The organism is Methylosinus sp. H3A, assembly GCF_015709455.1.
Classification (GTDB): Bacteria; Pseudomonadota; Alphaproteobacteria; order Rhizobiales; family Beijerinckiaceae; genus Methylosinus.
In genome coordinates this window covers 109,449-122,637 of sequence record NZ_JADNQW010000004.1, presented here as the reverse complement: position 1 = coordinate 122,637, position 13,189 = coordinate 109,449, and the positions used below count along the sequence as shown (strand labels likewise).

Annotated in this window: 11 protein-coding genes and 2 pseudogenes; 2 read left to right on the top strand and 11 right to left on the bottom strand. The window is 58.6% G+C overall.

The window, feature by feature from the left end:
- Positions 1 to 27: 27 nt before the first annotated feature.
- From IY145_RS02680 to IY145_RS02635, 10 genes are all read right to left on the bottom strand, one after another.
- The gene (locus IY145_RS02680) at positions 28 to 1,077 is read right to left on the bottom strand and encodes an ABC transporter substrate-binding protein (protein WP_246721728.1); all 1,050 of its coding nucleotides are present in this window, start codon (positions 1,075 to 1,077) and stop codon (positions 28 to 30) included.
- A gap of 43 nt (positions 1,078 to 1,120) precedes the next feature.
- Positions 1,121 to 1,948 (bottom strand): ABC transporter ATP-binding protein, encoded by an 828-nt coding sequence (locus IY145_RS02675; RefSeq protein WP_196406790.1) that lies wholly within the window; start codon positions 1,946 to 1,948, stop codon positions 1,121 to 1,123.
- Between the two features lie 14 nt (positions 1,949 to 1,962).
- Positions 1,963 to 2,691, bottom strand: a complete 729-nt coding sequence (locus IY145_RS02670; protein ID WP_246721726.1) for an ABC transporter permease — start codon at positions 2,689 to 2,691, stop codon at positions 1,963 to 1,965.
- Between the two features lie 183 nt (positions 2,692 to 2,874).
- On the bottom strand, positions 2,875 to 3,600 hold the full coding sequence (locus tag IY145_RS02665; RefSeq protein WP_196406788.1) for an outer membrane protein: 726 nt from the start codon (positions 3,598 to 3,600) through the stop codon (positions 2,875 to 2,877).
- A gap of 147 nt (positions 3,601 to 3,747) precedes the next feature.
- Positions 3,748 to 5,586 (bottom strand): ABC transporter ATP-binding protein, encoded by a 1,839-nt coding sequence (locus IY145_RS02660; protein WP_196406787.1) that lies wholly within the window; start codon positions 5,584 to 5,586, stop codon positions 3,748 to 3,750.
- A complete protein-coding gene (locus tag IY145_RS02655) occupies positions 5,583 to 7,319 on the bottom strand; it encodes an ABC transporter ATP-binding protein (RefSeq protein ID WP_246721724.1) in 1,737 nt (578 codons plus the stop codon). The genes IY145_RS02660 and IY145_RS02655 overlap by 4 nt, the downstream gene beginning before the upstream one ends.
- A 143-nt stretch (positions 7,320 to 7,462) precedes the next feature.
- Positions 7,463 to 7,798, bottom strand: coding sequence for an acyl-CoA dehydrogenase family protein (locus IY145_RS02650; RefSeq protein WP_210332607.1), 336 nt, complete (start codon positions 7,796 to 7,798; stop codon positions 7,463 to 7,465).
- Positions 7,792 to 8,682, bottom strand: coding sequence for an acyl-CoA dehydrogenase family protein (locus IY145_RS02645; RefSeq protein WP_196406785.1), 891 nt, complete (start codon positions 8,680 to 8,682; stop codon positions 7,792 to 7,794). Before IY145_RS02645 ends, IY145_RS02650 begins: the two co-directional genes overlap by 7 nt.
- A 95-nt stretch (positions 8,683 to 8,777) precedes the next feature.
- Positions 8,778 to 10,136 carry an LLM class flavin-dependent oxidoreductase gene (locus IY145_RS02640; RefSeq protein WP_196406784.1) on the bottom strand — a complete coding sequence of 453 codons (1,359 nt, stop codon included), beginning with the start codon at positions 10,134 to 10,136 and terminating at the stop codon, positions 8,778 to 8,780.
- A 36-nt stretch (positions 10,137 to 10,172) separates the two neighbouring features.
- Positions 10,173 to 10,748 carry an NAD(P)H-dependent oxidoreductase gene (locus IY145_RS02635; protein ID WP_312030544.1) on the bottom strand — a complete coding sequence of 192 codons (576 nt, stop codon included), beginning with the start codon at positions 10,746 to 10,748 and terminating at the stop codon, positions 10,173 to 10,175.
- A gap of 224 nt (positions 10,749 to 10,972) precedes the next feature.
- Between IY145_RS02635 and IY145_RS02630 the strand changes: the two genes are divergently transcribed.
- The gene (locus tag IY145_RS02630; RefSeq protein ID WP_196406783.1) at positions 10,973 to 12,325 is read left to right on the top strand and encodes an LLM class flavin-dependent oxidoreductase; all 1,353 of its coding nucleotides are present in this window, start codon (positions 10,973 to 10,975) and stop codon (positions 12,323 to 12,325) included.
- Between the two features lie 246 nt (positions 12,326 to 12,571).
- On the opposite strand, the pseudogene IY145_RS02625 reads toward IY145_RS02630, so the two are convergent.
- Positions 12,572 to 13,018, bottom strand: a pseudogene (locus IY145_RS02625) (transposase); the annotation flags it as partial.
- Here IY145_RS02625 and IY145_RS25555 point away from each other — a divergent pair.
- Positions 13,010 to 13,174, top strand: a pseudogene (locus IY145_RS25555) (IS6 family transposase); the annotation flags it as partial. The pseudogenes IY145_RS02625 and IY145_RS25555 overlap by 9 nt on opposite strands.
- Positions 13,175 to 13,189: the final 15 nt, after the last annotated feature.

Genomic DNA, 13,189 nt, shown 5'->3' with positions numbered 1-13,189 from the left:
TTGATACGCGTGTACTGTCCGACGACTTTACGCGGGTGCGTATGGATTGAACCGGTCGGTATAAATGTCTTCCGCCTTAAATCGCCGCGGATTGGCAATGCCGATATTTTCCGCCATTTCGATCCAGAGGTTTACATCATCACGATCTTGCAATCCGTGATCAGGCCAGCGCAGCGCGCTATAGTCACCGCTCCCATTTGACGAGTATAGGTATGGTGCAAGTGCCGAATTCACCTTTCCATTCTTGATCGCATAGCGGACTATCTCATCCTGGCTGCGGTTTGCCCATTCGATCGTATTGCCAATTGCGGTCACATAGCGTCGAACGACATCTGGATTGCTTTTCATGAACTCTTCTTTGACAATCGTCGAACCGAGCGAAATCCGCCGCCCGACCAGATCAGACGTTGCGAAGAGCCTGCGAAACTCGCCCTTTTTCAGCAATGTAGCTTCGACCGCGCCGATCGTATAAACTGCGTCGACGTCACCGTTCGTTAGAACCTGTTGATGGTGAGGGCCGGGAATCGCCGTGAGATTCAGATCCTCTCTCTTAAGTCCAGCTCGCGCCGCGTAGGCCAAGGTAAACCAGGCGGACGCAAATTGCAGCACGGTGACGCCGATCGTCTTTCCGCGCAGATCGGAGGCCTCACGAATTCGACTGTCTTCACGGACGAAAAGCCCCCCGCTCGGAAGACGAGCATCGAGGTAAGGGGTCGTCGAGACCACCTGGCGCGCTTTCATCCCCTTGTCTCTAATATTGAGAAAATAGATATAATAGGCGTTGGGGATGAAATCGGTAATGCCGCCTTCTAGAGCGATCGTCAGCCTCTCCGGAGGAAGGATGATCAAATCGAGGCGTAAGCCCTCCTTGCGGAAAAATCCGAATTCCTCCGCGAGAACCACTATCTCCGACGCGCTCCATCCATTGCCGCTGCCCATGATTCGAAGAGGGATCAGATTGTCAGTTCGAGCGACTCCAGGAGCGAACACGCCTGCGGATGCAGCGGTCGAACCCAGGAGCTGATTGAACCGCCTGCGCGTCAATTCGATCGGTCTATCGGGGGTATTGAACTTCATCGCACTATCTCCGTCCGAGCTCGTCGCGATGTTCGGCGACGCCTCAAGTGGCGGCCAATTCGAGAGCGGCGGCCTGGTTGATTTCGTCTCGCAGCAGGCTCCACACCTCATGGCGCAGGCGAGCGAATTCCGGCGAACCACGAATGTCGTCGACTTGAGTGCGTCCAGCGAGAGGATTGATCAGGATCTGTTTTATCCTGCCGGGTCGCGAGGTCATGATCGCGATCTTCTGACCGAGATAGATCGCTTCATCGATTCCATGAGTGATAAAGACGATCGTCTTTCGGGATTGCTCCCAGATGCGAAGCAATTCGGCCTGCAACAACTCCCGAGTTTGAGCGTCCAATGCGGCGAAGGGCTCGTCCATCAGAAGAATGCTGGGATCGTGCGCGAGACTGCGGGCGAGCGCGACACGTTGCTTCATGCCGCCCGACAATTGATGAGGATAACGTTCTCCGAACTCCTGCAATCCCACTAGTGCGAGGTGTTTCCGCGCGACGTCGCGTCTTTCGTCCTTCGAGCTTATTTTTCCTTGGAGCGAGAAGGCGACATTTTCCAAGGCCGTCAGCCAAGGGAAAAGCGCATACTGCTGGAACACGACGCCGCGATCGAGCGACGTGCCTCTGATTGGTTCCCCGTCTAACAGTATTGCCCCCGCTGTCGGCGCGGACAGCCCGCCGAGCAAGTCGAGGAGCGTCGACTTCCCGCAGCCACTGGGCCCGACGACCGCGACAAACTCTCCTTCGGCGATGTCGAGACTCACGCCGTCGATCGCCGTGAAAGCACCTGTCACCCGTCCTTTCGCGTCCCGGGCAGGAAAGTCCTTTCGTAGGTCACGCACTCTGATTTTCGGCGCTCGGTTGGCAGTCATCGGGAACACCCTCTTCAAACGGGCCGGCCGCTGCTCTCAGATTTCCAGCGCGTCAACCGGCGCTCGAGCAAGACCAGAGATTGATTGGCTAGGAACCCGAACGCGACGAGCGTTAGCACCGCCACATAGAGCATGTGAATGCCGAGAATATATTGCGCATTCTCGACGAGATATCCGAGCCCACTGCTCGCTCCCACTTGCTCGGAGGCCACCAGGACGAGAAAAGAATATGTTGCCGCGAGACGCATGCCTGCGATGATCGACGGTATCGCCGACGGCGCTACGATCCTGACGAAGATCTGCCAATCGGAGAGAGCGAGCGAGCGCCCGTATTTTACGAGGATCGGATCTACGTATTTTACGCCGCTCGCCGTGCTGAGAAGAATCGGCCACGCCGCGACCCAGAAAATAATGACGACCTTGGTCAGATAACCCACGCCGAAGAAAAGGATAAACACGGGCAGAAGCGAGATGGAGTTGAACTGCCGGAGAAATTGGAGCAGGGGATTAACATACCGCTCGAAGCCGGAGTACCAGCCCAGCAGCACCCCGAGCGGAACCGCTATCACGACCCCCAGCGCGAAACCTCCTACTGCACGTCCGAGACTGACGGTGATGTGCGGGAGCAGCTTGCCGTCGGCGGCGAAGAGATAGCCTTGCCAGAGGACTTCCGAAAGCGGCGGAAGGAAGTCGCGATTGATGACGCCGAGCCGCGGCGCCAACTCCCAGATCGAGAGAAACAAGACGATGGCCAGCGACCTTTGAAAAAACTCCTTCACGAAAGCCCAGAGCGACGCGTTCGACGAATACGCTTCGCTGCGCGCCGCCAGCCCGGCTTTCCGAACAGCTGTGAGTGAAAAAACCATGCCCGCCGCACCCTCTCGGTTTATGGGCCACGCGGCCTCGAAGCAGCGTGGCCCCGTCGATCAACGAGTGAACAACGGCTGTGTGCCGCCCTGAGTGTATTTCCAGGTGACGCCGAATTTAACCTGGTTCTCGTCCCAATGGTGGCTCTGCTGATACAAGGGAGCCTTCGCGGGGCCATCGTAATATCGCCCGAAGTCGGCGAAGCGATATTCGCCGCGCACCGACCAATTATTGTTGAGCGCATATTCGACGCCGCCGCCGACCGTCCAGCTCTCTCTCGTTCGCGAGAAGCTGTCGCCGATCGGCAGCTCACGATAGCTGGTTAGAATGCCCGTCCATATGCCGCCGCCGGTCGCGTAGAGGAGAAGGTGATCGAACGCATAGCCGATGCGACCGCGGATCGAGCCTTGCACGGGCGAACGCGATGTCGACGAGAAATAGGTCGTGCCGGGTCGCGAGGCGACGGTCCCCTCTAGGCCAGTCGCATCCACGTCTCCTTCGAGGCCGAGGACCCAATTGCCGACCTGCCAGTTGTAACCCAGATGGAGCCCTCCGATTACCCCGGTGGCGTCGAAGCTGGAGGATGCGATACTCGGGTTTCCGTATAGGATATTAGCGCTCTCATCATGAGCCCAAGCGACGCCGGCGTGCGCCCCGATGTAGAAGCCTTTCCATGTGAAGACCGCCCTCGGCTCTTCCGGCAACGCCTTCGTAGAAGGCAAATCCGCGGCTCTGGCGGCATTTGCCGCGACAACGCTGACGACAGTTAGAACAAAGCGACGCATTCCATTCCTCCGACCCGTGTAAGCCAACACTATACATTGTGGATAGGGTTGCAATAGTGTGCATCCCGAAACGGTGCCGTTTCGGCAATTTTTCTTCGGCTCGATGACCAGTCGCGCTCGCCGGAAATCGGCACACGTCGATGCACGTTACCCGTTCTCGTCGAACGACGAGATGTTGCGCCGGTAGAGAGATGCATAGAGACCGCCCGTTCGAAGCAGCTCTCTATGCGGTCCTTGCTCCACGATCCTCCCGTCACGAAGCACGATGATCCTATGGGCGTCCCGAACCGTAGCTAGCCGATGAGCGATAATGATGCTCGTGCGGCCTGCGAGCAGAACTCGCAAAGCCCGTTGGATCTCCGCCTCGACGAGACTATCGATGCTGGCGGTCGCTTCGTCGAGGATCAGAATCTTCGGATCCGCGCAAAGTGCGCGCGCGAAGCTCAGGAGCTGTCGCTGACCGACCGAAAGATTTTGTCCCCGCTGTTCGAGTTGCGTGTCGTATCCATTCGGTAAAGCCTCGATAAATTCGTCTGCACGAACGGCCTTCGCCGCGGCGATTACCTCGTCGCGAGTGGCCCATGTGCTCGAATACCGAATGTTGTCGAGAATTGTCCCCGTGAATAGAAAAGGTTCCTGCAGGACAATCGCGATGCTCTCACCAAGAGACTGCTGTGTAAGCTCACGGACATCTACGCCACCGACCAGAACCCGTCCGTCCCACACGTCATAGAAGCGATGAACGAGTGAGGCGATGCTCGTCTTTCCAGATCCGGTGGGCCCGACGAGCGCCACGGTCTCATTCGCGTTCACGGCGAAGTCGATCCCGTGAAGCACTTCCTTCCCAGGGTGGTAACCGAAGCTGACATTCTCGAATACGATCGGCAGTCTATCACCGCGGAGCGGCTGGGCGTCAGGCCTATCGATCATCGAGACTGGTGCGTCGAGAACTTCGAAGATTCGCTGCCCGGCGGCAGTGGCGCGCTGCATCATCGTGTATTGCATTGAAACGGTTCGAATTGGATCGAAAAACCGCTGAACATAGAAGATGAAGGCAACCATCACACCGATGTCGATCCGGCCTGCGCCAATGAAATTGCCGCCAACGATAATGACAGTGGCGGTGGCTACGCCCATCAATATATCGACGGTCGGCACCATCATTTGGGACGCGATCGACGACTGCGCGTGCGCCTCGAAATTATGTTCCGCCTTAAGCACAAAGTCTGCGAGATTTATCTCTTCGCGACGGCAGCCCTGCACGACCCTCACACCCGAAATATTTTCGGCAAGCGCGCCATTGACGATCGACGATGTGTCACGTGCTCGGCTGAACACTGCCTTGGCGTAAGGCAACCATACCGCGCGAATGCAGGCTAGCGCCGGAATGACAGCGAATGTCATGAGGGCCAGCCGCCATTCCATCGCGAGCAACACACCGACGATTCCAAAAAGCAGGACGAGGTCACCCGTCGCGGCAATTGAAGTTTCGAAGAACTCTTGCAACGCATTCACGTCGCCCTGCAGTCTCGACATGATGCGTCCGACGTGTGTTCGATCCATAAAGGAGAGCGATACCCGCTGTAGATGGACGAACATCGCGCGACGCATGTCGAAGATCGCACGTTGGGCAAGTCGAGCAGCTGTGACCTCCTGCAAGAAGCTCGTGAATCCATTTGCCGCGATCAGGAGCGTGAATCCGAACAAGACGAGTTCGAGGCGCGAACTCCCTGGGGTCCCGATTATGCTTTCGACCGAGAGGCGGATGGCATAGGGGATGCAGACCTGGGTGCCAACGAAAGCGATGACAGCCAGAACCGCAGCCAAGAGATCGAGTCGGTAAGGTTCGACGAAAGTCCATATCCGACGAAATGTTCTCGGATCGACCGTGACGAATATCTCTTCGCCGACTTCGGCTTGTGTTCCCGGCGCGCCGTGAAAATTTCCGCCGCCGGCGGCGCGCCCTCCGAGATCCGCGAAGCTCATGCGTGGATCCACTCGTCGCTGTTCGTCGCTACTTCTTCGCGTGCTCCCCATTGCGCGAGAAATAGCGTCGAATACAAGCCTCCGGCTCGACTGAGCTCCTCATGTCGGCCGCGCTCGACGATATGGCCCCTGTCGAGGACGATTATCTCGTCGGCGTGCATCAGCGACGCGAGGCGATGTGAGATGATGATTGTCGTTGTCGAATGCCCGGCCTCCCGCAGCGTCCGACGAAGGTGGTGCTCCGTCGCAGCATCCACGGCTGAGCTAGCGTCGTCATAGATTACGATCGATGGTTCTTCGATAATCCCTCGTGCGATCGAGAGCCTCTGTCGCTGGCCTCCAGACAGCCCGACACCGCGCTCGCCGATCCGCGTCCGATATCCGCCCGCAAGTTCTGTGACATAATCATGAATCTGCGCGGTTGCCGCGGCGCGGACGAGATCATCCGCTCCTGCGTCGGGGTCCGGATAGGCGACATTGCTCGCGACGCTATCATCGAAGAGAAAGACGTCCTGCTGAACGACGCTTACGGCGCGACGGAGAGATTCCAGCGTCACATCACGAATGTCGTGGCCATCGATCGTGATTCTGCCCCCCGATACATCATAGAACCGAGGTATGAGATGAGCGATCGTCGACTTCCCTCCCCCCGAAGGTCCGACGATACCGAGCGTTTGGCCTCGCTTAACCTCGAAGGATATGCCCTCCAAGGAGTTCGGCGCGGCGACATCGTATGAAAAACTGACGTTCTCGAATCGTAGTTGTCCAACGGTCACGATGAGATCATGCGTTCCTTTCCGAGCCTCGAACGGCAGCTCCATGTCGAGGATTTCGTACAAGCGTTTGCCAGACGAAATGGCTCGCGCGGACGAGTTCATGATCATTCCTACCTGACGCACAGGCATTTGCAGAATCGTCATGAAGGTGAGGAACTCCGTCAACTCGCCGATTGAGATATAGCCGGCCGCCACACGCTGTGAGCCGAACCAAAGAACGGCCACCATCGCGAAGTAATATCCGGCATTTATCGTCGACATGCCGATAGCACGAGTGACGATTCGTTCGTTGGCCACCGCCAACGCGTCATTTCCAGCAGTATCGAACTTGGCGATTTCGAAGCGCTGCGAGGAAAAAGCGCGCACGACGCGTACGCCTTCGAGATTTTCTTCCATGACGCGCGTCAGGATGGCAAGACGCTCTTGAAGGCGCGTCCAGGCGCCACGAAGTGTCAGGCCCATTCTACCCGCGCGCCATCCGAGCAGCGGCACGAAGCTCAGCGTCACGAGCGCCATAGGGGTGTCACGACTGAACAGGAGCAGCGCGCCGATACTCGCGAGCAAAACAAGCGCGATAAAGCGCTGCATCGCGTTTTCGACGAACCCGCGCACGCCTTCCAGATCGAGCATTCCGCGGGTGATTAGGTCGCCCGAGTGAATGCGGTCGTGAAAGTCGAATCCCATCCTTTGCAACTTGTCGAAATAGGCGATACGCAGATCGCGACCGTAAGCATGCGCGATGAATTCGCTCAGGTATCCCGAAATCATCTGAAAGAGGCCTCGCAGAGTCGCGGCGGCGAGGAGGAGGCCGGCGAGGGCTGCTAGGAACTGGACGGTTTCTTCCGATTCGACGCTATTTCCGGTCGTCAGTGCGTGTGCGGCGTCGACGGACCGGCCTAGGAGACGCGGTATCGCTACGTTGAAGACCGAGGCCAGCAGACTCGTGATCGTCGCCAAGGCGAAGCGCCACCTGTAACGTAGGACATGTCGGATGATTCGGGAGATGACCGCCCAGCCGTTGTCGAATTCGTTCCGATGTGCAACTCGAGCAGATACGGGGTGAGGCAGTTCGCCGGCCGGTGTGGACGTGAGTTCCGTCATTACAGATTAGTCTTTGCGTTGTCTCGAACGACAGTGAGCGTTTGGTTCTCGGCGACCCGCCGCTGGTGAAAGGCGGCGTCGGCTGCGAGTTTGCGAATGACGTCCGTTGCGGGAGGATGATTGGGACCGAATTGGACGTCGCGGAAATGTCGCTCTAGTGGAAACTCCTTGCTGAGACCGGCATTTCCTATAGCGCTTACAGCGATCTCGACCGCTTCCTTCGCGTAGGCTCGCACGAAATGCTTCGTCATCGATGCGTCGAGATCCGGGTTCGACCCACTCTCGAAATCGTCGGCGATCGACAGGTTGAGACGCTCCGCTGCGCGGATCAGCAATTCAATGCGCCCGACGCTATCTCGAATATGGGTAGCTCGGCGAGCGGATGGCCCAGGCTGCCTGGCGCGCGTCGACTAACGTAGTCCACGAGGAAATTGCGCGCAGCTTTCGCGATGCCGAGGTAGATCGCGTTCCAGGTAACGACAGACCAGCTTCGTCCAGGGCCACGACGTTCCCCTGGGTCCTTGTCCATGAGACCGACTATATGATCTTTGGGCACGAAGACGTCGTCGAGAATGAGATCGTTACTCGCGGTCGAGCGTAGTCCGAGATGGTCCCAGTTTTCGATGATGGTAAGTCCGGGCGCGTCGGCCTCGATAAACCAATTGCCTCTCACATTCTGTTCCGTGCGCGCGGTGATGGTAAACCATCGCAGGCCGACAGAACCTGTCGCGTAGCGCTTTCGGCCGGATACACGCCAACCACCCGAAACTTCGCGCGCGACAGTCCCCAACACTCCGGTGCCGCGCACGGGCGAGCCGAGCTCGGGTTCGTAGTTCAATGCGTTTATCAGCGAGAGTTGTTCGATGGAGTCTCTCGCAATTCGGGAATAGAGAGCCGTAGGCCAAGATCTCGTGCGGGCCTGAGCGCCGTGGAGATTGAAGTACATGGAGAGGACAAGAGCGGTGGAAGCGTCGCCCTCCGCCACGGCCCCCAGGAACCGAAGGCAGTCTCTCAGACTGCCCCCGAGGCCGCCGAACTCACGCGCTATAGGAAGCGCGAGAAAGCCAAGTCGATGCAGCTGCTCATAATTGTCGAAGGCGAATGCCCCAGTTCGGTCATGTCCCGCAGCTTTCGCAGCAAAAGTCGCGACAATTTGCGGCAGTCCACCCCAGTCGGGCTCGGTTTTGGAGCCAAGTTGAGGGTCCACGCCATTTTTCACGGTAATCTCCAATTTTGGGAAGCCTGATCGAATACGGCGACATGGTCAGGACCGCAGGCCTGAGTCATCGCGCGGGACGCGGCGTCCAATCCTGATCAAACGACTTTGTCCGCCTCTGGCCGATATTCGGATCTTCTTGCCGTAGGTCTCGGCAATCCGTAATGGCTGCGCAAGATCGGCTCTTCATAGTCGCGTCGAAACAGGTCGCGCTTCTGCAGGATCGGCACGACTTCATCGACAAACGTTTCGAGGCCGGATGGGTAGACGTCCGCCATGAGGTTGAAGCCGTCGGCTGCGCCACCCTTGAACCAAGCTTCAATCGTATCGGCGATTTGCTCGGGGGTTCCCACGACACGGCGATGACCCGCGCCGCCTTTCTGGAGGACTTCCCGGACGGTGAGCGACCGATCGCGAAGAACGGCCAAGGCCGCCTCGGCAAATCCGATCGAGCCATTGGTCGTCTTGGCTTTTTCCAAGAGCTCAGGCGGCACTGGACTATCGAGATCGAGGGTCTCGGGCTCCACCCCTAGCCGCCGCGCGAGAAAATCAAGCGCGCGCACCTCACTGGACGCGCCCGAGATGGCGTCGAGCTCCTTTTTGCGAGCGAAGGCCTCTTCCTCGGTGCTTCCGATGATCGTGGTCAATCCAGGCAGAATAGCGATCGAATCGGGATTGCGTCCGGCGTCGCGCACGCGTCCTTTGAGATCGGCGTAATAAGCGCGGGCGTCCTCCAGGGTCTGCGATACGCTGAACACGGCGTCTGCGTAACGGGCCGCTAGGTCTCGACCTTGGGCCGATCCCCCGGCCTGAAAGAGCACAGGACGCCCTTGTGGCGATCGGGGCAATTGTAGCGGACCCTCGACAGAAAAATACGGCCCGTCATGATTAATCGCGTGAATACGGCCTCGATCTGCGAATGTTCCGGTTGTTATGTCGCCGATGAGCGCGCTGTCCTCCCAGCTGTCCCAAAGTGCGATGAGAACGTCGATGAATTCTGCGGCGCGGGCATAACGGATGTCGTGGTTCGGCAATTCGCTCGAACCGAAATTCGACGCGGCGTTCGGCGCCATGGTCGTGACGACATTCAATCCGGCGCGGCCCCGCGTTACATGATCGAGCGAAGAGAACGTTCGTGCGACGTTATAGGGATGGCTGAAGGTGGACGTAACGGTCGCGACGAAGCCGATGTGAGTCGTGACTGCCGCGAGAGCCGAAGCGAGAACCACCGGGTCCAAAACACCCCACCCGGGTCCTGAACTCGGGTCTGGAGAAATTGACACCTGATCGGCGAAAAACACCGCATCCAAGCGACCCCTCTCGGCGATCTGCGCCACTCGGCGATAGTGCTCGATGTCGAGAGACGAGAAGCGAGCCTTTTCGGCAGTTCGCCAAGCGGCTTGGTGTGACCCGGAGCCCAGAAGGTTTACGTTGATGTGTAGCTGACGATCGACCACTTGACGGTCACCCGCATGAAATTTTCAGAAAAGCGCTCACGCGCTGGGCGTGAGCGTTGATACAGTCGACACCGCGCCTCGCCGTTCGATCGCATCGGTCAGCTCACCGGCCAATGCGCCGATACGCTTGATTACATCTTCATCGACGATCTTTCCGTCGCGATAATTCGCGTCGCTGACAAATACGCCGGTCGGCAAGGAATGTGCGGAGAAGAATCCGAACAAAGGCCGCAATTGATGCTCGACTGCCAGAGCATGCCTAAACCCGCCACCCGTGGCGGCCAGCGCCACCGGCTTTCGCTCCAGAGCCGAAGGATCGACGAAGTCGAAAAGATGCTTGAAGAGGCCGGGATACGATGCCTTGTAAATCGGAACGGCTACGACGAGACCATCCGCGTGTTCGATGGCATCGACGATGCGTGCGGCCTCCCACGGCAAGTCATCTCGCCGCAACGAGCCGCCGAGACCCGGGCCAGCATCGACGATATCGTAGATTTCAGTCGAGACAGCGGGGCCGAGTTGCGCGGCTTCGACAATCGCCGCAGCCAGCGCCTGAGATTTGGAGGGTCGATGGGTGTTTCCGGTAACGACAACCAGGCGAAAGGTGGACACGGCGCATCCTCTAATTGACTTTATCGATAGAGCATATGTTTTGTGCGAGGCCAGTCAACCGAAAAGACGTGCCTTTTAAACATATTAATTGACATGCTCGAGCGGATAAATATGCTGTGTTGGCGCAAATTCGGATAGACCCAAGTTGCCTAGCCGTCCTCGACGATGCGACGGCGGCCTACCCGAGAACCAGCGCCTTCCTTTTCGAGCCAGTGAGACGCGCTTTGACGCATGAACGCCAACTCCATCTGAATGTGAATGTTCTTCGCTCGGGCAGTCATCAAGGATCCTGGCGCGCAAGCGACGGCAGGCCGATTGGATATATCGACCCGCAATTTTTCGCCGATGTGGCGCGCGTCGCAGAACGCGGACTACTAGATGCGGTCTTCTTTGCCGACGGATTGGCGATCGGCGCCAATGCAGAAACCGCCCCGGGATATTGTCTCGATCCGATTACGGTCGTGGCGCACATGGCCGCGTCGACGAGCAGGATCGGATTTATCGCGACTTGCTCCACGACATTCACCCATCCTTACACGGTCGCACGAGCCTTCGCGTCGCTCGATCATCTTACGCGAGGGCGGATCGGTCTGAATCTCGTCACCACTATGTATGAAGGGGTCGCTCAGAATTTCGGGTTGAAAGATCTACCGGAGCCGGAGGACCGATACGCGCGCGCTTTCGAATTCGCGGAGGTCGTCACTGCCCTGTGGGACAGCTGGGAAGACGCGGCGCTGATTGCAGACCGCTCCACGGGTCGGTTCGCCGACGCCACAAAAATCCATCCGATCGGCCACAGGGGTCGGTTCTTCGACGTCGTAGGGCCCTTGCAGGTGCCGCGCTCGCCTCAAGGACGGCCGCTTCTGGTTCAGGCGGGTGGGTCAGAGCTGGGGCGTGAACTGGCCGCTCGTCATGCAGACGCCGTCTTCAGCGTCGCTCAGCTCCTCGGCGAAGCGCAGGCATACTACGCCGATCTGAAAGAACGAACGAAGCGCGCCGGGCGTGACCCTGACAGCATAGCAATCCTGCCCGGCCTGTCTCCGATCATCGGCTCGACAGAGAGCGAAGCAAAAGCGAGAAAGCGGGAATTGGACGAACTCGCAGGCATAGAGGACGACGAAGCAGCGCGCGACCAGCTCGCAGCGAGGCTGGGCGTGGAACCTGGTGATCTGCGGCTGGACGAGCCGGTCCCGGAGATCGTTCTGGCCAAAGCAGAAGGTTGGCACAGATCTGTCGGCTTCGCTCAGGCGACGCTCTCCTTGCTCCGAGACCGAAGCCTCACGGTGAGAGATATCGTTCAAATGGGCGGCGGCCACAGACGTGTCGTCGGCACTCCCGAACAGGTGGCCGACGCAATCGAACATTGGTTCGTCGAAGGGGCCGCGGACGGATTCAACATCATGTCCGACGTCTATCCGAGCGGGCTGGAAACATTCGTAGATCATGTCGTGCCCGTCCTCCAGAAGAGGGGGCTATTTCGCCGTGAATATGAGTCGACGACGCTTCGTGGCCATTACGGCCTAAGTAGGCCCGAGAACATATTCGAGCATCGCGGGGTTTTGGACCTGTCTCTTTGATTGTCGTGAACTCGCCGCTGAAGCGCCAGTGGCGCCGCAGTGGTCCGCGCAAATGCGCCGCAATTGATTACCTAGCCGCGATTATGCAGCGCTTGACCGGCTTTCGCGGTGAAGTGGAACATTTTTTGGTTCCAGATGACGCGCGCGCAGCACCAGCGGCTCTGGCGGCGGGCCGGAGTTTCGAAAGGCGAAGGCTTGCGGGTGGACGGAAAAGGGTTCGGATTTCGGGGGCGCTCGCCCCGCCGATCATGTCGCGAGGCGCGGAATGTGCGCGAGCGCGATGCGAAGGAATCGCTGGTCGGGACAGCTCGTCGGCAGATGGATTTTGATGGCGGTCTTCATCTCGACGACACGCGCGGCGATTTTCACGAGACGTAGACGCAGAGTGTCGAACTGAGCCGTCCGCCAAGCCGAGCGCTTGGGTGCCGCCATGCGCAAGCCCCACATGATCCAATAGGCTCCGGCGTGCAGGAACAGGCGAAGCTGATTGGCTGTCGCCTTCATGCATGAGGTTCGGTCGGCGCAAAGATGCGTCTTCCAGGATTTGATATGGTTCTCGGCTTGGCCGCGTCGGCAATAGACATCTTCATAGAGACGGCGGGCATTGCGGGCTTCGAGATTGGTGACGACGAAGCGCGTGTCGACGCCGTCGGGCCTTGCTTCGGTTCGTGCGATGATGCGCTTCGTTTGAGCCCCATGCTCGGGTTCAAACGATTTCGGCGCGCGTCAGTCACGATCGCCGGGATCGAGCTCATGCATCGGATCAGGAAAGGTCAATTCGCACTGAGCAAACCCCGAACGACGGGCAAGATGGCGCCGGAGATCTGGACCTCGGTGCTTGCCGCCTGAACCAACGAGCGCCCG

Excerpts from the sequence above, each read along its gene's own strand:
- IY145_RS02665 (WP_196406788.1), bottom strand. The coding sequence starts at position 3,600 with ATGCGTCGCTTTGTTCTAACTGTCGTCAGCGTTGTCGCGGCAAATGCC.
- IY145_RS02680 (WP_246721728.1), bottom strand. The coding sequence starts at position 1,077 with ATGAAGTTCAATACCCCCGATAGACCGATCGAATTGACGCGCAGGCGG.
- IY145_RS02675 (WP_196406790.1), bottom strand. The coding sequence starts at position 1,948 with ATGACTGCCAACCGAGCGCCGAAAATCAGAGTGCGTGACCTACGAAAG.
- IY145_RS02660 (WP_196406787.1), bottom strand. The coding sequence starts at position 5,586 with ATGAGCTTCGCGGATCTCGGAGGGCGCGCCGCCGGCGGCGGAAATTTT.